The organism is Nocardioides sp. NPDC051685, from assembly GCF_044453405.1.
Lineage (GTDB): Bacteria > Actinomycetota > Actinomycetes > Propionibacteriales > Nocardioidaceae > Nocardioides.
In genome coordinates this window covers 361227-377046 of record NZ_JBITCR010000005.1, presented here as the reverse complement: position 1 = coordinate 377046, position 15820 = coordinate 361227, and the positions used below count along the sequence as shown (strand labels likewise).

At 70.2% G+C, this 15820-nt stretch carries 25 protein-coding genes; 4 read left to right on the top strand and 21 right to left on the bottom strand.

Annotated features, from left to right (window positions below; genetic code table 11):
• Positions 1 to 5: 5 nt before the first annotated feature.
• The 6 genes from ykgO to ACIA03_RS17280 form a co-directional block, all read right to left on the bottom strand.
• Complete coding sequence (ykgO, locus tag ACIA03_RS17305) at positions 6 to 128, bottom strand: type B 50S ribosomal protein L36 (RefSeq protein WP_045547214.1); 123 nt, start codon at positions 126 to 128, stop codon at positions 6 to 8.
• A gap of 5 nt (positions 129 to 133) precedes the next feature.
• Positions 134 to 370 (bottom strand): 30S ribosomal protein S18, encoded by a 237-nt coding sequence (gene rpsR, locus ACIA03_RS17300; protein WP_396984611.1) that lies wholly within the window; start codon positions 368 to 370, stop codon positions 134 to 136.
• A gap of 13 nt (positions 371 to 383) precedes the next feature.
• On the bottom strand, positions 384 to 560 hold the full coding sequence (gene rpmF, locus ACIA03_RS17295) for a 50S ribosomal protein L32 (RefSeq protein ID WP_396984609.1): 177 nt from the start codon (positions 558 to 560) through the stop codon (positions 384 to 386).
• 34 nt (positions 561 to 594) lie between these two features.
• Entirely contained in the window at positions 595 to 1713 is a 1119-nt protein-coding gene (locus ACIA03_RS17290; protein ID WP_396984607.1) for a GTP-binding protein, read from the bottom strand.
• Positions 1714 to 1792: 79 nt separating this feature from the next.
• A complete protein-coding gene (locus ACIA03_RS17285; protein WP_008356583.1) occupies positions 1793 to 2056 on the bottom strand; it encodes a type B 50S ribosomal protein L31 in 264 nt (87 codons plus the stop codon).
• 79 nt (positions 2057 to 2135) lie between these two features.
• Entirely contained in the window at positions 2136 to 2693 is a 558-nt protein-coding gene (locus ACIA03_RS17280; RefSeq protein ID WP_396984604.1) for a helix-turn-helix domain-containing protein, read from the bottom strand.
• 73 nt (positions 2694 to 2766) lie between these two features.
• Here ACIA03_RS17280 and ACIA03_RS17275 point away from each other — a divergent pair, with 73 nt between their 5' ends.
• A complete protein-coding gene (locus ACIA03_RS17275) occupies positions 2767 to 4332 on the top strand; it encodes an FAD-dependent oxidoreductase (protein ID WP_396984602.1) in 1566 nt (521 codons plus the stop codon).
• A gap of 4 nt (positions 4333 to 4336) precedes the next feature.
• Here the strand turns inward: ACIA03_RS17275 and ACIA03_RS17270 are convergent, their stop codons facing one another.
• The 5 genes from ACIA03_RS17270 to rpmB form a co-directional block, all read right to left on the bottom strand.
• Positions 4337 to 4879, bottom strand: coding sequence for a hypothetical protein (locus tag ACIA03_RS17270; RefSeq protein ID WP_396984600.1), 543 nt, complete (start codon positions 4877 to 4879; stop codon positions 4337 to 4339).
• A 7-nt stretch (positions 4880 to 4886) separates the two neighbouring features.
• Positions 4887 to 5594, bottom strand: a complete 708-nt coding sequence (locus ACIA03_RS17265; protein ID WP_396984598.1) for a TIGR03943 family putative permease subunit — start codon at positions 5592 to 5594, stop codon at positions 4887 to 4889.
• A 79-nt stretch (positions 5595 to 5673) separates the two neighbouring features.
• Entirely contained in the window at positions 5674 to 6660 is a 987-nt protein-coding gene (locus ACIA03_RS17260; RefSeq protein WP_396984596.1) for a permease, read from the bottom strand.
• An 83-nt stretch (positions 6661 to 6743) separates the two neighbouring features.
• Complete coding sequence (gene rpsN, locus ACIA03_RS17255; protein WP_396984594.1) at positions 6744 to 7049, bottom strand: 30S ribosomal protein S14; 306 nt, start codon at positions 7047 to 7049, stop codon at positions 6744 to 6746.
• On the bottom strand, positions 7049 to 7285 hold the full coding sequence (gene rpmB / locus ACIA03_RS17250) for a 50S ribosomal protein L28 (protein WP_396984591.1): 237 nt from the start codon (positions 7283 to 7285) through the stop codon (positions 7049 to 7051). The genes rpsN and rpmB overlap by 1 nt, the downstream gene beginning before the upstream one ends.
• Before the next feature lie 102 nt (positions 7286 to 7387).
• Here rpmB and ACIA03_RS17245 point away from each other — a divergent pair, with 102 nt between their 5' ends.
• The gene (locus ACIA03_RS17245) at positions 7388 to 7801 is read left to right on the top strand and encodes a transcriptional repressor (RefSeq protein ID WP_160023058.1); all 414 of its coding nucleotides are present in this window, start codon (positions 7388 to 7390) and stop codon (positions 7799 to 7801) included.
• Position 7802: 1 nt separating this feature from the next.
• On the opposite strand, the gene ACIA03_RS17240 is transcribed toward ACIA03_RS17245, so the two are convergent.
• The 7 genes from ACIA03_RS17240 to dut all read right to left on the bottom strand — a co-directional run bounded on the left by ACIA03_RS17240 (position 7803) and on the right by dut (position 12191).
• Complete coding sequence (locus ACIA03_RS17240) at positions 7803 to 8138, bottom strand: PepSY domain-containing protein (RefSeq protein WP_396984589.1); 336 nt, start codon at positions 8136 to 8138, stop codon at positions 7803 to 7805.
• Entirely contained in the window at positions 8138 to 9250 is a 1113-nt protein-coding gene (locus ACIA03_RS17235) for a PepSY domain-containing protein (protein WP_396984587.1), read from the bottom strand. The genes ACIA03_RS17240 and ACIA03_RS17235 overlap by 1 nt, the downstream gene beginning before the upstream one ends.
• 81 nt (positions 9251 to 9331) lie before the next feature.
• On the bottom strand, positions 9332 to 9856 hold the full coding sequence (locus ACIA03_RS17230; RefSeq protein ID WP_396984585.1) for a cell division protein FtsQ: 525 nt from the start codon (positions 9854 to 9856) through the stop codon (positions 9332 to 9334).
• 21 nt (positions 9857 to 9877) lie between these two features.
• Positions 9878 to 10630: a DUF3159 domain-containing protein gene (locus ACIA03_RS17225; protein ID WP_396984583.1), complete on the bottom strand. Its 753-nt coding sequence runs from the start codon at positions 10628 to 10630 to the stop codon at positions 9878 to 9880.
• An 11-nt stretch (positions 10631 to 10641) separates the two neighbouring features.
• Positions 10642 to 11013 (bottom strand): OB-fold nucleic acid binding domain-containing protein, encoded by a 372-nt coding sequence (locus ACIA03_RS17220; protein WP_396984581.1) that lies wholly within the window; start codon positions 11011 to 11013, stop codon positions 10642 to 10644.
• 10 nt (positions 11014 to 11023) lie between these two features.
• Complete coding sequence (locus ACIA03_RS17215) at positions 11024 to 11611, bottom strand: DUF3710 domain-containing protein (RefSeq protein ID WP_396984579.1); 588 nt, start codon at positions 11609 to 11611, stop codon at positions 11024 to 11026.
• Positions 11612 to 11738: 127 nt separating this feature from the next.
• Complete coding sequence (gene dut / locus ACIA03_RS17210) at positions 11739 to 12191, bottom strand: dUTP diphosphatase (RefSeq protein WP_396984577.1); 453 nt, start codon at positions 12189 to 12191, stop codon at positions 11739 to 11741.
• 74 nt (positions 12192 to 12265) lie between these two features.
• On the opposite strand from dut, the gene ACIA03_RS17205 reads away from it, so the two are divergent.
• The gene (locus tag ACIA03_RS17205) at positions 12266 to 12724 is read left to right on the top strand and encodes a DUF3093 domain-containing protein (protein ID WP_396984575.1); all 459 of its coding nucleotides are present in this window, start codon (positions 12266 to 12268) and stop codon (positions 12722 to 12724) included.
• Positions 12725 to 12759: 35 nt separating this feature from the next.
• Entirely contained in the window at positions 12760 to 13080 is a 321-nt protein-coding gene (locus tag ACIA03_RS17200) for a DUF4235 domain-containing protein (RefSeq protein WP_396984573.1), read from the top strand.
• Positions 13081 to 13236: 156 nt separating this feature from the next.
• Here ACIA03_RS17200 and ACIA03_RS17195 read toward each other — a convergent pair whose 3' ends face one another.
• From ACIA03_RS17195 to ACIA03_RS17185, 3 genes are all read right to left on the bottom strand, one after another.
• Positions 13237 to 13527, bottom strand: coding sequence for a DUF4193 domain-containing protein (locus ACIA03_RS17195; protein ID WP_378725909.1), 291 nt, complete (start codon positions 13525 to 13527; stop codon positions 13237 to 13239).
• 265 nt (positions 13528 to 13792) lie between these two features.
• Positions 13793 to 14653, bottom strand: a complete 861-nt coding sequence (locus ACIA03_RS17190; protein WP_396984571.1) for an inositol monophosphatase family protein — start codon at positions 14651 to 14653, stop codon at positions 13793 to 13795.
• A gap of 25 nt (positions 14654 to 14678) precedes the next feature.
• Complete coding sequence (locus ACIA03_RS17185; protein ID WP_396984569.1) at positions 14679 to 15785, bottom strand: ferrochelatase; 1107 nt, start codon at positions 15783 to 15785, stop codon at positions 14679 to 14681.
• Positions 15786 to 15820 lie beyond the last annotated feature (35 nt).

Here is a 15820-nt window from a genome sequence, read left to right as displayed (position 1 = left end):
CGCGCTCAGCCCTGGCGGGCCTTGAGCCGCGGGTTGAGCTTGTTGATCACGTAGACCCGGCCGCGGCGCCGTACGACCTGGGAGCCGGGCTGGTTCTTCAGCGACCGGATGGAGTTGACGACCTTCACGGGATCTATCCCTTCGTGCTCGTGTAGGGCAGCAGCGCGACCTCGCGGGCGTTCTTGATCGCCTTGGTGACGGCGCGCTGTTGCTGCGGGGAGATTCCGGTGACGCGGCGGGACCGGATCTTGCCGCGGTCGGAGATGAACGTACGCAGCAGCTGCACGTCCTTGTAGTCGACGTAGGTCACGTCCGGTGCCAGCAGCGGCTTGCGTCGCTTGCGGACGGGAGACGGCGGTCGTTTGGGCATCTGATCGTTCCTCTCAGCGGAGCTTGGCGGGGTCGACGTAGCCACGCTCGACGGCGCGGACCAGGCGGCGGGGCACGTCGTAGGTCTCTCCGTCGACGGTGACGGGCACGAGCGCGACCGGGGTCACCTTCCAGCTCGAGCGGCGGTGGCGGGTGTTGCTGCGCGACATCTTGCGCTTGGGTACGGCCATGGCGGCCTCCTTCGGTGGTTGATGCAGGTCCGGATCAGGCGGCGCGACCGATGGGGCCGAGCCAGTCCTCGAGGCCGTCCCAGGACTCCTCCCAGATCTGGCCGCGCTGAGCGATCTCCTGGTCGGTGAGCAGTGCGCGCTCGAAGGCGGCCGGGATCTGGTCGGCCTCGTCGTCGATGCCGACCACGACGATCCGGGTGAGCCGGTCGGTACGACCCCACTTCTGGGTCGAGCCCACGCTCGCCTGGCCACCGGCCCCGTCCCAGACACAGATGTCGTCGGGTCGCGTCGGCACCCAGAAGCAACCGCGCGAGCGGCGCGGGCCGCCGCCCAGGATCTCCAGCTCCTCCTGGAAGCGGACCGGGTGGATCGGGCGCTCCGAGCGCAGGTCGAGCCGCCAGGCTCCGCCCTCGGGCAGCGGTGGCAGCGGGTTGCGCCGCACCTCCGCCACCCAGGCCTCCACCGCGTGGTGGTGGTGCACACCGGCGACCAGGCCGGCGGCGTCCAGGAGCGAGGGGTCGGTCACCACCGGCGTACGCGGGCGGGCGAGGGTCGCGACCAGCGACTCCTCCTCGGGCTCGGGGGTCTCGGTGATGCAGACGACGTCGGCGTACTCCACGATCGCGCTGGCGACCTCGGCGACGCCGCGGCGGTCGTCCTCGGAGGTGGCCAGGCCGCGCTCGTCGAGGAGGTCGGGACCGAGCAGGTCCTCGGCGACCGTGGTCCCATCGAGCGCCGCCACGACGGCGGAGATGCCGATGTGCGGCGCCATCCGCGGCGCCCAGGCGAGCACCCGGCAGACCTGGACCGCCTCGGCGGCCACCGGGAGACAGGCGACGATGCTGCCCCAGCGCCCCTGGGCGGCGAGGCGCTCGAGGGTCGGCACGATGTCCTCGCGGATCGCGCAGGCGACGCAGGCGTGGGCGAGGTTGATCTCCTCGTGCTCGATCACCCCGGTCACGTCGCTGACGACACGGGTGAGCAGCTGGCGCTCGGGGTCGATGATGTGGCGGACGGTGACCGCATCAGGGAGTCCGAACTGGAGCGAGATGGTCGCCGAGAGCATCGCGCCCTCCTCGACCCCGCTCACCAGGATCACCGGCGTCTTGGGGCGGGAGAGGTTGCGCGGTGACCGCGGGCGGGGCCCGCTCATCGCGCCACCTCCGTAGCGCAAGCGACAGGATACGGACGCGGCGCGCTGAGAATCTCGACGGTCGCTCGCTGACGCTCGCTCATCGATCGCGCCCGTAGCGACGCTTGAACCGCTCGACCCGTCCCTCGGTGTCGACCACACGGCCGCGGCCGGTCCAGAACGGGTGGCTGGCGCTGGAGACGTCGACGTCGACGACCGGATAGGTCTCACCGTTCTCCCACGTGACCCGCTCGTGGTCGTCGGCGAGACGCTCGACGAGCGTCGACCGCATCAGGAAGAGCTTGTCCGCCGAGCGGTCGCGGAAGACGACCGGCCCGGAGACGGGGTGGATGCCTTGCTTCATGGGGACCTCCGCTGTGGTTAATGATAACGATTCTCATCTTAACCACATTGTGTCCCCTTCGCTCACATCGGGGCCAACATCACTCCTCGGCGGTATGGGTGTGCATGCGTACGCCGTCTCTGTTGAAGATGCTCAGCACCTGCGCCGGGCGGGACCCGGTCGCGAACATCGCGTGCGGCACCCGGGTGTCGAACTCGGCAGCCTCACCGCGGCTCAGCACCAGGTCACGATCGCCCAGCAGGAGCCGCAGCTTGCCGGAGATGACGTAGAGCCATTCGTAGCCGTCGTGGACCCGCGGCTCCGGCACCTCGGTCACCGGCTCGTAGGTGATCTTGAAGGTGCTCACCGGCGACCCTTCAGGAGTCAGGGGCGCGATCTCCATGCCGTCACGGCGGATCACCGGCCGGCGCACGCGCGGGTCCGGGACCGACGGCGTCACCAGGCTGTCGAGGCCGACACCGAGATGGCGGGTCAGCGGGATCAGCAGCTCCAGGCTCGCCTGCCGCTTGCCCGACTCGAGCCGGGACAGCGTGCTCGGCGACATCTCCGCCATCGCGGCCAGCTGCTCCAGGGTCCATCCCAAGCTGCGCCGGATCGCCCTGATCCGCGGGCCGACCTGCTTGAGCTCGTCGATCATGTGCTCCATCTCCCATTTGCCATTTCAGCAAGAACCCTTGCTGTTCTTTCATTGTGGCACTGAACTGGATGACATGAACACACACCCAGAACCCCTCGACGTGATCGTCATCGGCGGCGGTGCCGCCGGCCTCTCCGCAGCCCTCATGCTGGGCCGATCCCGCCGCCGGACCCTCGTGGTCGACTCCGGCCTCCCCCGCAACCGCTTCACGACGCACATGCACGGCGTCCTCGGCCACGAGGGCATCGACCCCGCCGAGCTCCTGCGCAGGGGGCGCGAGGAGCTGGCTGCGTACGACGTCGCGATCCGCCCAGGCCGTGTCGCTCGCCTCGACGAGACCGAGCACGAGGACGGGCACAGCGTGAGCGTCCTCCTCGAGGACGGCGAGCGGCTCACCGCCCGCGCCGCGATCGTCGCGACGGGCGTCACCGACGAGCTCCCCGACATCCCCGGCCTGGCCGAGCGCTGGGGCGCCACCGTGCTGCACTGCCCCTACTGCCACGGCTGGGAGGTCCGCGACCGGCGGATCGGCGTACTGACCACCTCACCGCTCGGCATGCACCAGGCGCAGCTGATCCGGCAGTGGAGCGACGACGTCGTCGTCTTCACCGCCGGGCTCGGCGAGGTCGGCGAGGCCGAGGAGCAGCGGCTGCTGGCGCGCGGGATCACGCTCGTCCCGGCCCCCGTCGTCGAGGTCGTCGGCGAGGGCGACCAGGTGACCGCGGTGCGCACCGCGGACGGGGCGACCACCGAGGTCGGCGCCATCTTCACCGCCGGCACCCTGCGTCCGCACGACGACTTCCTGGCCCACCTCGGCCTCGAGCGCACCGACACCCCGGCCGGCAGCTTCCTCGCCGTCGACGCGACCGGCAAGACCAGCAGCGACCGGATCTGGGCGGTCGGCAACGTCTCCAACCCGATGGCCAACGTCCCGATCAGCATGAGCGCCGGCACCATGGCCGGCAGCTTCGTGAACATGACCCTGGTGACCGACGACTTCGACCGCGCCGTCGCCGGGCCCACCGCGGTGGGCTTCTGGCAGGACAAGTACGCCGGCAGCGACCGGATCTGGTCCGGCAAGGTCAACACCGTGCTCGGCGACATCGCCGCCGGGCTCCGGCCCGGGACGGCCCTCGACCTGGGCTCCGGCGAGGGCGCCGACGTCGTCTGGCTGGCGCAGCAGGGCTGGCGGGCCACCGGCATCGACATCTCCGAGAACGCCGTCGCCCGCGGCCGGGTGGCCGCCGCGGCCGCCGGCCTCACCGAGGAGCGGGCGAGGTTCATCGTCTCCGACCTCTCCTCGCTGACCGACCTCGGCGGCGGCTACGACCTGGTCACCGCGAGCTTCTTCCACTCCCCCGTCGAGCTGCCCCGCACCGACATCCTGCGCCGGGCGGCCGAGCTGGTGAACCCCGACGGTCACCTGCTGGTGACCTCGCACGCCGCCGCGCCGCCGTGGGCCGACACCTCCGCGCACGCGCACCGGTTCCTCGACGCCAAGGAGGAGCTCGAGGCGCTCGACCTGCCCGAGGACACCTGGGAGACGATCGTCCTGGAGCACCGGCACCGTGCCGTGACCAGCCCGTCCGGGGAGCCGGCCACGCTCGAGGACTCGGTCGTCCTGCTACGGCGCCGCTGACCCGTCAGCTCGCCGCGCCGCAGCTCTCGGTGAGGAACTCACCGAGGCGCTCGTAGGCGATGTTCTGGGCCTCGCTGCGCTCGAGCGGGTCCTGGCCGCGGCCGGTGCGCAGAGCGTCCTCGATCATCATCCGGACACCCTCGGCAGCGGCCGCCGGCGTACCTTCCGGGACGCCCATCGACTGCAGGCTCGTCGCGGCCAGGCCCAGCGCGGTCTCGTTCTCGTCGTTCGGGGTGGACATCTGGGTCGCATGGGCGTTCGCCATGGTCTGTACGGCGCCGCAGAACTCCTCCAGAGACGCCACCGGTCCCGCCGCCACCGAAGCAGTCGAGGACGCGGCGCCCGACGAGCCGGACGCCGCCGGGGCATCGGAGCCTGCGAGGTCCCGGGTCAGCACGGCCACGCCGATCGCGACCGCGATCAGCACACCGGCGATGAGCGCACGCGGCGGGTGCGGGAGACGGTCGTGCCAGGTGGGCACCCCCTGCGCCTGTGCCCGCCGGGCGGGGTTGCCGGATCGCTTCGGATCACCGGCGGGACGACTCACCGGGCGCTCACTGGTAGGTGTTCGCGGGCGCCTCGCGCGGCTCGACGGAGGCGGCCTCGATGGCCGTCTCCGACTTCCCGCCCGGTGCGGTGCCCTCGACCCAGCGACCGGTGACCGCGACCCAGGAGTCGCGCTCCGGAGCGTCGTCGTAGTCCTCCACCCGCACCCGCGACGCGGTCGCGTCGGCAGCACAGCAGGCGATGGCGATGCGGGTGACGTACCAGTTGCCGTTCTCGTCGGTGCTGACGAAGCCGGTCAGGCGTACGTCGCGGTCCTTGATCGTCGAGCCGTCCTCGACGCCGGCACGCCACATGAACTCGGCGACCTCGACGTCGACCGGCCCGTCCGAGGCGGGCAGCGGGAGGATCTTCGCGTCGGGAGCGGCCGCGACCGGGTCGTCGGCACGCCTCTCTGCCAGGTAGGCGCCCAGGGACGGCGGGCTGGCCACGAAGACGATCACGCCGGGGACGATCGCCAGCCAGGTCATCGCCGGGACCTTGTGGTCATGGGCATCATGGTCGTGCTCGTCGCCCTCTTCTTCGGGGGCAGGGCGCAGCAGCATCCACACGGTCAGCCCGAGCAGCACCACGCCGGTGGCGACCAGGGGCCACTTCATCCAGCTGGTGACGTACCTCAGATAGCCGTCGCCGAGCGAGAGCCGCAGCAGCACGGCGCCGAGGAAGCCGACGACCAGGGCCTGAGTAGTACGTGTCACGCGGCCACCTCCGTAGCGCGAGCGCCATTGTACGGACGCGGCCGCGTGTTGATTGGATGGATCACTCGCTTGCGCTCGTTCACAGCAGCCACCATCCGATGCCGACGGCGGAGGCGACCGCCGTGATGATCACCAAGGGTACGAAGCGGAGCGCGAAGCCCATGCCGAACTGGCCGGCCTCCATCGAGGCGAGCTTGATGTCCATCGCCGGGCCGACCACGAGGAAGACCAGCTTCGCGGTGTCGGAGAACGCGGTGAACGAGGCCGCGACGAAGGCGTCGGACTCCGAGCAGAGCGCCACGATGAACGCGAACAGCGCCAGCGTGGCGATCCCCAGCACGGCCTGACCTGCGACGGTGTTGACCACCGAGCGGGGTACGAAGGTGTTGACCGCCGCGGCCAGCATCGCGCCCAGCACCAGGAACCCGGAGGCGTGCAGGAAGTCGTGGCTGACGTTGCCGAGGAAGGAGCGCTCGTGGGCGTGCTGGTCGCGTCCGACCTGGGTGAGCCGCTCGAGCAGCAGCCTGCCGCGGGCGAGCATGATCCAGCCGACCGCCACCGCGGTGATCAGGCTCGCCAGGAACCTGGCCAGCACCATCATCGGCTGGCCCGGGAAGGCGACCGCGGTCGAGACGAGCACGGCCGGGTTGACCGCGGGAGCCGCCAGCAGGAACGTCAGCGCGACCGCGGGCGTGACGCCCCGGCGGATCAGCGAGTTGGTCACGGGCACCGCGGCGCACTCGCAGCCCGGCAGCCCGATCCCGGCCAGGCCGGCGACCGGAACCCCGAGCACCGGGCTCCTCGGCACGATCCTGCTCAGCGCCTTCTCGGAGAGGAACGTCGAGATGACGGCGCTGAGCAGCACGCCACCGAGCAGGAACGGAGCCGACTGCACCACGATGGCTACGAAGATGGTGCCCCAGGTGTTGAACAGGTCGTGGTCCAGGAGCGGCAGCAGCCACCGCTGGGAGAGCAGGATGATCAGCAGGACGATCGCGACGACCTCGGTCTGCCCGAGCCTGAACCCAGACTTCTCGGCTGCCCGCACTGGGGTCTTCGTACTCATGGAGCGAGTGTTTAGCACAGCCCGATGACGGCGGGGTTGCGCCTCGCCGACTCGGAATGGTTTCGGTTAGGCTTTTGCCGAGGTCACCAGCTCGACTTGGTGATGCCCGGCAGATGGCCCTTGTGCGCGAGCTCGCGGAACCGGATCCGGGACACCCCGGCCTTGCGCAGGTAGCCCCGCGGCCGGCCGTCGACCTGGTCGCGGTTGCGCAGGCGTACAGGCGAGGAGTCGCGCGGCAGGCGGGACAGGGCGCGGACGGCCTCGGCCCGCTCGGCCGAGCCCGGCTCGGCGGCGCGGATCTCCTCCTTGAGCGCGGCTCGGCGCTCGGCGTACCTCTCGACGATCTGGCGACGCCTGGCCTCGGCCGCGATCTTCGACTTCTTGGCCATCAGACGTTCTCCCCTCGGGCGCGCATCTCGGCGACGACGGCGTCGATGCCGCGTACGTCGATCCGCTTGATCGCGTTGGTGCTGAGGCGCAGCGTGACCTTCCGGCCCAGCGTCGGGACGTAGTAGGTCTTCTTCTGCAGGTTCACCTCCCAGCGTCGCCGGGTCGCCTTCTTGGACCAGGGGCGGTTGTTGCCGAAGCCCGGGCGGGCGCCGGTGACCTGACACGTGCGTGACATGGCAGCCTTTCGTCTTATTGGGAATCGTTCCCATTATGACACATGGCGTCGGCGCGCCGCACTGGCCACGGGATCCATACCGATACCGACTAGCATGTGGCCATGGCACCAACCCAGCAGGTCAAGCGGCGCGCAACCAACCAGGGCGCCGCGGTGAAGGAGGCTCTCGCCGCGGAGGACACCTTCCGCAGCGCCCAGGACGTCTACGCCACGCTGCGGGCCAACGGCGAGAAGATCGGCCTCTCCACGGTCTACCGCCACCTGCAGATCTTCGTCGACGACGGCCTCGCCGACGTGATCCACAAGCCCGACGGTGAGTCCACCTACCGGCTGTGCGGCGACGCCTCCACGACCCATCACCACCACCTGGTGTGCCGCAGCTGCGGCAAGGCCGTGGAGATCGAGGGCCCAGCCGTGGAGACGTGGGCCGACAAGGTGGCGGCGCAGAACGGCTTCACCGACGTCAACCACACCGTGGAGATCTTCGGTCTCTGCGCAGCCTGCGCCGCCTCCTGACTCAGCTGCGGCTGCGCGCGGCGCCGATCACGGCGTCGACCACGAGGAACCCGACGAGGGTCACGCCCAGCATCGGGACGAACCACCCGACCACCACGGTGACCGCGACGACGGCGACCATGGCCTGCCAGGGCAGACGCCGCCAGGAGCCGCGCGGTGCGGGCCGGCCGAACCTCAGGCCACGTGCGTCGCGGGGCCGTCGCAGCCACCACATCCGGTAGCCGAGCAGGGTGGCGACGATCAGCCCGAGCGCCAGCGCCGCCAGCGCCAGCTGGTTGAGGACGCCGAACAGGATGCCCATGTGCGCGCCGATCACCCAGTCGGTCACCTTGGCCATCAGCGGCCAGTCGGCGAAGTCGACCCGGTCCAGCAGCTCGCCGGTCGCGGGGTCGACGCTGATGGCGTCGTAGCGGGTGGGCCAGTCACGCTTGTTCTCGGCCGCGGTCCAGGCGCTGCCCGGGTCGGCCGGAGGCACCAGGTAGAGCGGGTCCCCAGGCCGGCGTCCCGCGCGGTGTCGAGTACGCCGTCGATGCCCGCACCCGCGGAGAAGACCGCGTCCGGGTCGTCGGTGGCGGCGGCGGACGAGCCGTGATGGGTGTGCTCGGCAGCCGTCCCGTCGCCGTGCAGCGACGTCGCGGGTGTGGGTTCGGTCCACGACAGCGCCGTACGCACCTCGCCGATGTTCGTGCCGGCGAAGCGGGACCAGGTCAACCCGGAGACCGAGAGGGCCAGGACGCCCACCAGGAGCCACACTCCGATGACCGCGTGCCACGACATCGTCCGGGAACGGCCGGTGGCCTCGAGGTCGGGCGTCACCAGCCGCCGGACCCGCCGGTCACGGCGACGGCGGCCGAGCCACAGCATCAGTCCGCCCAGGGCGACCACCCACAGCCAGCTGGCCGCGAGCTCGCTGTAGTGACGGCCGAGGGCACCCAGGTGGAGGTTGCGGTGGAGCTCGTCGAGCCAGGCCCGGAAGCCGAGCCACTGCCCGTAGCTGCGTACCTGGCCCTCAACCTGGCCGGTGTAGGGGTTCACGAACACGGACATGGCGTAGTCGGCCGGGACGGTCTCGTCGGCGAAGACCACCCGGGTGCTGCGGTCGGCGGCCTCCGGGACGTCGACCCGGATCACGGCGCCCTCGGGGTGGGTGGCCCGGGCGGCGGCGACCTGCTCGGCGAGCGGGACCGTCCCGCGCGCCGGGGTGACGTGGGTGATGTCGTGGTAGGCGATCTGCTCGACCTGCGGGGCGATCGTGTAGAGCAGCCCGGTCACCGAGGCGACCAGGATGAACGGGGCGACCAGCACCCCGGCGTAGAAGTGCATCCGCAGCACGAGCGGGCGGATCAGGGGCCACCAGCCGACCCGGGACTGCGCCTGCGGCTGGAGCGGTGAACCAGCAGGCTCAGCCGGGTCGGTCAGCTCGGTGTGGAAATGGGTGGGAACGGACATGTGAGGCTTCTCTTCTCGCGAGTCTTTTCGGGTACGCAAGACAGCCACCGGGACTCACCCGGTGGTGCTCGCAGAGGGATCTCAGAGGCCGGCCGGCCTCGGCGGTCCCCTTCGCGGAGAGACATGGGCCCACAGGGCCGATCGCGGCACGAACGTCCGTGCCTCGGCGAGCAGGCGGCCGACGACCGCGGGTCGCGGCATCGGGAGGCTGCGTACGGCGACGGCGAGGGCCCTGCGGTGCAGCACCCAGACGACGACGGAGAGCACCGCAGCGCAGGCGTGGGCCAGGAGCATCGCGCCGCCGTCGCCCGTGCCGAGCGAGCCGTTCATGGTGTGCTGATGGGCGCTGCCGGGCGCCGCGGAGAACGCCGCGAAGACCTCATGGAGACCCAGCTGGGACAGCCCGGCAGCGGCCGCACCGCCCAGGATCCCGACCCGGCGCTGCAGCACCATGAGGCCCGCTCCGAAGACGGCTACGGCCGCTGCCGCGAGCCAGCCGGCGCTCGGCAGCGTGCCGCCGGCGGCCAGGTGGGCCAGGACCGCGCCGGTCATGATCTCGAGCGTCGCGAGCAGGGAGAGCCACACGCTTCCGCGTGTCGGTCTCACCACTCGCAGCTGCATCCCGACTCAGGCCTCCTGGGGGCGCTTGACGGGCGTGTGGTTGCGGGCGAGGAGCCAGATCATGGTGCCGTAGCAGGCGATCCGCAGCGCCCAGCCGAGGCCGGTGCGGAGGATGCCGAGGGCGAGGATCGCCCAGTCGCGGTCGATCGCGCCGCTCCAGGCCAGGAACCAGATCGGACCCTGGATGGCCGCTCCGATCGCGCCGGGCGCCAGGAAGAGCCAGGTCAGCCGCGTGCACAGCTTCACGATCTGCTTGTCCTGGTGCCACTCGAGCGGGTCGCCGCTGGCGACGCCGATGAAGAAGCCGAAGATCGGCCAGCCGATCAGGCACAGGCCGCCGACCACGACGGTGTAGCCGATGCTGATCAGGATGCCGGGCAGGAAGTAGGCGAGCGCCTGCTCCTCGGCCGTGCCGCCCATCGACTGGGCCAGCCGCACCACGGCGAAGCCGATGAGGATGCCGAAGATGGCGTTGCCGACGTACTGCAGGCTCGAGCGCTGCACCAGCCGAACCGCCAGGAAGACCGCCGCGGTCGCCGCCGAGGCGATCAGCGCGACCTTGAGGTCCTTGACCACCAGCCAGGCGATGGTGAAGACGAGGCCGGGCACGCCGGCCTCGAGCATCCCGCGCACACCGCCCAGCCCGGCCGACATCTGGCGGCGTACGACCGCCTCGACGGTGTCGACCGTCGGATGGTTGTGGTCGTGGTGCTCGTCGGCAGAGCCGTCGTCGCCAGGCGTCTCAGAGGTGGGGCTCACGTGTGGTTGGCTCACTCGTTGGGGTCCGGAATCAGCTCGTAGCGTGGATTGAACATGATGCGCTGGCCATCGGTACGGCCGATGCGGCCCTGCACCTGCAGGGACCGCCCCGGGCTGATCCCGGCGATGTGCCGACGGCCCAGCCAGATGATCGTCAAGGTGCCGGAGCCGTCGAACAGCTCCGCCTCCAGCGCCGGGACGCCACCGCGCGGCCGCAGCGTGATCGTACGCAACGTGCCCCGCAACCGCACCGTCTCACGGTCCGGCGCGTCGGCGATGGAGGCGACATCCTTGGCGACGTAGGCGGCCCGGATCTCGCTCGCGTCGATCGAGGCGGTGTTGGCCCACTCGCTGAGCTTCGCCCGCAGCCGTCCCTTGGACATCGCTAGCCGCTCACTTCTCGACGCGGCGTGCGTTGGGCGGCAGCTTCACCTCGAGAGCCTCGCCCTTCGGCTTGGCCTCCTCGCCACGGCGCACCACGACCTGCTCGAGGAGCTTCTCCCACTCCTTGCCGGCGGTCGGCTCCATCGCCGGCCGGCCGAGCATGGTGGCGCGGAGCATCCAGCGCGGGCCGTTGACGCCGATGATGCGGGTCTGCTGGACCGCCGGCTGGCCGTCGGCCAGCTTGACCTTCATCTGGGTGATCAGCTCGGTGCCCCACGGACCCTGCAGGTCGGCGGTCGCCCCGCCGCGCTGCTGGACGTCGTCGCGCAGCATCGGCAGCGACTCGGTCCACAGGTCACCGTTGCGGGGTGCGGCGAAGGCGCGCAGCTCCATGGCTCCGTCCTCGGCGGTCAGCATCACGGCCGCGATCTGGCCGGACTTCTCGTCGACCTGGAGGCGCAGCTCCTTGCCGGGCGCCGGGGCGAGCATCATCGACCCGAGGTCCACCCAGTCGCCGGTGATCAGCCCGTCGGGTGCCGAGTCGATGTCGAACGGCCCGATCTCGGGAGCGGCCGGAACCGGCCGCTCGTCGGCCACGGGCCGATCGTCGACGGATGCAGACGGCTCTCCCCGATGGGAGGGCGTGGACTTGCGACGGAACTTCACGACCATCTGCTTTCAGGTTGCGGTGAGTCTTGGAGGAGACTTATCTAACACGGATCCTTCAGCGGTTGGAGAAGCCCCCTGTAGAACCGTATCCCCCAGCGCCACGGACGGACTCCGGCAATTCGGCGACCTCCACGAAACTGGCCTGCTCGACACGCTGGATCACCAGCTGGGCGACCCGGTCGCCGCGGCGCAGCTCGATGGCCTCGACGGGGTCGAGGTTGATCAGCGCCACCTTCACCTCGCCGCGGTAACCGGCGTCGACCGTGCCGGGGGCGTTGACGATGGAGAGCCCGTGCTTGGCCGCCAGGCCCGAGCGCGGGTGGACCAGGCCGACATATCCCTGCGGCAGGGCGATCGCGATCCCGGTCGGCACCAGGGCGCGCTCGCCCGGTTTCAGGGTCACGTCCACGGTCGTGCGCAGGTCGGCACCGGCATCCCCCGGGTGCGCGTACGCAGGGGGCGGCAGCTCCGCGTCGAGACGCACCAGGGCTACTTCGAGATCAGACACAACCCGCACCTTAGATGCTCCCGAGGCTCACCCGATTCGTGACTGGCTTGACCGGCGTGAAAAACTCACGATTCGTGAGCACCCCGGCGTACGACGAGCGACTGACCGTGCCGCTGAGGTGGTGGGTCCAGGGCGTCATGTTCCTGGCGACCCTGTGGATCGCGGTCATCCTGTGGGTTCCGGCCGCGCTCGCCTGGGGCATCACCGCGGCGACCGTCAACCTGTTCGCGCTTGCCATGATCGTCTACGGCAACGCCAAGATCACGATCGCCGACGGCATCCTGCGTGCCGGGCCCGCCCGGATCGAGGCGCGCTTCCTCGGCGAGGCGATCGCGCTCGACGAGACCGAGGCACACCACCTGGCGGGGCGTGACGCCGATGCCAGGGCGTACCTGCTCCTGCGTCCCTACCTCAAGCGCGCGGTGCGGGTCACCATCGACGACCCGGCCGACCCGACGCCCTACTGGCTGCTCTTCACCCGCCACCCGGTGGCGCTCGCGAAGACGGTCAACGCGCTCCGAGCGAGTCTCTGAGGGCCTTCCTCGAGCCGATGGCCTAGGCTCGAGACATGTCCAAGTCCAAGAGTGCTGGGCCCAATTCTGGAGCGAAGGGCGACAAGGTCTGGGCGATCATGGCCCTCGTCAGCGGAATCGGGGCCGCCAAGGTCACCAACAAGGTCCTCTCCTCCGGCTGGAAGGCGTCCACCGGACGCAAACCACCGGCCAACCCCGCCGACCCCGACGTACGCCTCGTGGAGGCCGTGCTCTGGTCGGCCGCCACCGGCGCCACCGTCGCGCTCGCGCGGATGTTCGCCCAGCGTCGTGCGGCCAACTACTACGTGAAGTCGGTCGGTCGGTTGCCGAAGCAGCTGGAGAAGGACGGATCCTGATCGCCTGAGAGGCAGAAAGGCCGCACGGCTTGCCGTGCGGCCTTTGCTTTCAACCTGGCTTGCGCCGGGCTTTCCGCCGAGTCGGCGCGTTTGTACAAAGCGCTTGCTAGCGCAAGCTATACAAACGCGCCGACTCGGCGGCTTTTCAACTGCACATCACGCACAGTCAAAACAGATCATTCTCTTCTCGTCAGCCAGCTGGCTGCGGTGGTGGACCAGGAAGCAGCTCATACAGGTGAACTCGTCCTCCTGCTTCGGCTTGACCTCGACCGCGAGCTCCTCGTGGCTGAGGTCGGCTCCCGGAAGCTCAAACGACTCGGCCGCCTCGGCCTCGTCCTCGTCGACCTTGCCCGAGTTCTTGTCATGACGACGAGCCTTGAGCTCTTCGATGCTCTCCTCGGACTGGTCTTCTTCATTTTTACGCGGTGCGTCGTAGTCCGTCGCCATATGCGCCACTCCCCTTCTCACTCATCTTCAGTCCCCCCGCGCGCCCCCGAGGGCAGCGGCACGGCCCGTGATTGTGCACCATTAACGCGGATTTCGCACACTCAACCGGATCCGCGTCGCCGAAACGTTCTGTCATCTGGCGGTATTCCCTATCACGGGTATAGATGAGCAGCGAGTTTCGGGTGGGTGAACGCGGCTGTACCGACGGGGCTCCGGGACCTTCCCGGCCCCCGGCCGGTCATAGATCTACATCAACCGGCGGCTTTCAGTCGGGTACGACACCCGGCAGCGAGTCAACTGGCAGAAAACCAGCCTGAACAGCCGCTTTCCGTAGTTCATCGTACCCGTGGGCTGGTGCGACGATGACGAACCGGCGACCACCGATGCCGGTGGTCGCCTCCCAGCGAGCGCCGGCGGCTTCTGCGACCAGGCCGGCCGCGGCGTGGTCCCACAGGTGCAGGCCCTCCTCGAGGTAGCCGTCGAGGGTTCCCTCGGCGACCCCGCAGATGTCCAGGGCCGCCGAGCCGATGCGACGAACGTCACGTACGACCGGGAGCAGCCGGACCAGCGCTTCGGCCTGGACGCGGCGGAGACCGGCGTCGTAGGAGAAGCCGGTGGCGATGAGCCGCTGCGCGAGCTCGGTCGGCGGGCGCACCGTGATCGGCTCGCCGTCCTTGACCGCGGCGACCGATCCGTCGGGCTGCCGGAAGGCGGCGTAGAGGGTGCCCGCGGGCACGTCGATGACGGCGCCCGCGACGACCTCACCGGCGTATTCGGCGGCGATCGAGACGGCGTAGCGCGGCAGGCCGTAGAGGAAGTTGACGGTGCCGTCGATCGGGTCGACGATCCAGCGGACGCCGCTGGTGCCCGTCGTCTCCTCGCCTTCCTCACCGAAAAAAGCGTCCTCGGGACGCTGTTGGGAGATCAGCTGTCGGATGAGCGCCTCGGTATCCCGGTCGGCCTCGGTGACGACGTCGGTCGCGGTGGACTTGGTGGCCGCCACCTCGACCACACCGGCGGCCCGCTCGCGGACGAGATCGGCGGCCGCGCGGGCGGTCGCCACGGCGATCGCGAGCAGGTCTCCGGGCTTGGGTGCGAGCTGGGCCGGCGCTGGATGGTCTGTCATGGAGCCGACCCTATGCCGCCCGTGATCACCCCGAGTACTGGGGCGAGTCCTCACCGGACAGGGTAGGCAGCTGGGAACGCTGGTTGAAGCAGCAGCCCGCCGGGCAGCGGTCGGGTCCGGGGCCCAGGTCGCCGACCGTGGGCCGCTCAGGGGCCTCTCCGCGCTCCACGGCGGCGCGCTCGAGGAGCAGGTCGCGTACGGCGGCCACGAAGCGCGGGTCCTCCCCCGCTGTCGGGCTACGACGCGCGTGGATCCCGAGCTTCTCAGCGGTCGCCAGGGCCTCGGTGTCGAGGTCGTAGACGACCTCCATGTGGTCGGAGACGAAGCCGACCGGGCACATCACCACGGCCTTCGTGTTCTTCTCCGCCAATGCCTCGAGATGGTCGTTCACGTCCGGCTCGAGCCACGGGATGTGCGGGGCGCCGGAGCGGCTGCAGTAGACGAGGTCCCACTCGTGGGTGACCCCACGCCTCTGGGCCACCTGCTCGGCGATCACCGCGGCGACGTCGAGGTGCTGGGCGACGTACGCGTTGCCGTCGGGGCCGGCGTTGTCGTTCATCGAGGTCGGGATCGAGTGGGTCACGAACAGGATCCGGGCGCCGTCGCGCTCCGCCTCAGGAAGGTCCTCGATCGAGGCGATCACGCCGTCGACGACCGGGGCCACGAAGCCCGGGTGGTTGTAGTAGCGCCGCAGCTTGTCCAGCACCGGGGCGCTCTCGGCGCCGCCGGTCGTGTCGCACGCCTCGAAGAGGTTCTCGCGGTATTGGCGGCACGAGGAGTAGGAGGAGTAGGCGCTGGTCGCGAAGACCGCCGCCCGCTTGATCCCGTCGGCCCGCATCTGGGCGACCGTGTCGCTCAGGTAGGGGTCCCAGTTGCGGTTGCCCCAGTAGACCGGCAGGTCGATCCCGTGCTCCGCGAGGTCGCTGCGCAGCGCCGCCAGGAAGGCCCGGTTCTGGTCGTTGATCGGCGACTTCCCGCCCCGGTCGAAGTAGTGCTGCCCGACCTCGACCAGCCGCTCCCGCGGGATCCCCCGCCCCCGGGTCACGTTCTCCAGGAACGGCACCACGTCCTCGGTCTTCTCCGGCCCCCCGAAAGAGACGAACAACAGGGCATCGTAGGGAGAGGCATCCACCCGCCCATGATATTTCCCAGCCCCGCAGAGTCGAA

Excerpts from the sequence above, each read along its gene's own strand:
- rpsR (WP_396984611.1), bottom strand. The coding sequence starts at position 370 with ATGCCCAAACGACCGCCGTCTCCCGTCCGCAAGCGACGCAAGCCGCTG.
- rpmF (WP_396984609.1), bottom strand. The coding sequence starts at position 560 with ATGGCCGTACCCAAGCGCAAGATGTCGCGCAGCAACACCCGCCACCGC.
- ACIA03_RS17290 (WP_396984607.1), bottom strand. The coding sequence starts at position 1,713 with ATGAGCGGGCCCCGCCCGCGGTCACCGCGCAACCTCTCCCGCCCCAAG.
- ACIA03_RS17285 (WP_008356583.1), bottom strand. The coding sequence starts at position 2,056 with ATGAAGCAAGGCATCCACCCCGTCTCCGGGCCGGTCGTCTTCCGCGAC.
- ACIA03_RS17280 (WP_396984604.1), bottom strand. The coding sequence starts at position 2,693 with ATGATCGACGAGCTCAAGCAGGTCGGCCCGCGGATCAGGGCGATCCGG.
- ACIA03_RS17275 (WP_396984602.1), top strand. The coding sequence starts at position 2,767 with ATGAACACACACCCAGAACCCCTCGACGTGATCGTCATCGGCGGCGGT.
- ACIA03_RS17260 (WP_396984596.1), bottom strand. The coding sequence starts at position 6,660 with ATGAGTACGAAGACCCCAGTGCGGGCAGCCGAGAAGTCTGGGTTCAGG.
- rpsN (WP_396984594.1), bottom strand. The coding sequence starts at position 7,049 with ATGGCCAAGAAGTCGAAGATCGCGGCCGAGGCCAGGCGTCGCCAGATC.
- rpmB (WP_396984591.1), bottom strand. The coding sequence starts at position 7,285 with ATGTCACGCACGTGTCAGGTCACCGGCGCCCGCCCGGGCTTCGGCAAC.
- ACIA03_RS17245 (WP_160023058.1), top strand. The coding sequence starts at position 7,388 with ATGGCACCAACCCAGCAGGTCAAGCGGCGCGCAACCAACCAGGGCGCC.
- ACIA03_RS17240 (WP_396984589.1), bottom strand. The coding sequence starts at position 8,138 with ATGGCCAAGGTGACCGACTGGGTGATCGGCGCGCACATGGGCATCCTG.
- ACIA03_RS17235 (WP_396984587.1), bottom strand. The coding sequence starts at position 9,250 with ATGTCCGTTCCCACCCATTTCCACACCGAGCTGACCGACCCGGCTGAG.
- ACIA03_RS17220 (WP_396984581.1), bottom strand. The coding sequence starts at position 11,013 with ATGTCCAAGGGACGGCTGCGGGCGAAGCTCAGCGAGTGGGCCAACACC.
- ACIA03_RS17200 (WP_396984573.1), top strand. The coding sequence starts at position 12,760 with ATGTCCAAGTCCAAGAGTGCTGGGCCCAATTCTGGAGCGAAGGGCGAC.
- ACIA03_RS17195 (WP_378725909.1), bottom strand. The coding sequence starts at position 13,527 with ATGGCGACGGACTACGACGCACCGCGTAAAAATGAAGAAGACCAGTCC.
- ACIA03_RS17190 (WP_396984571.1), bottom strand. The coding sequence starts at position 14,653 with ATGACAGACCATCCAGCGCCGGCCCAGCTCGCACCCAAGCCCGGAGAC.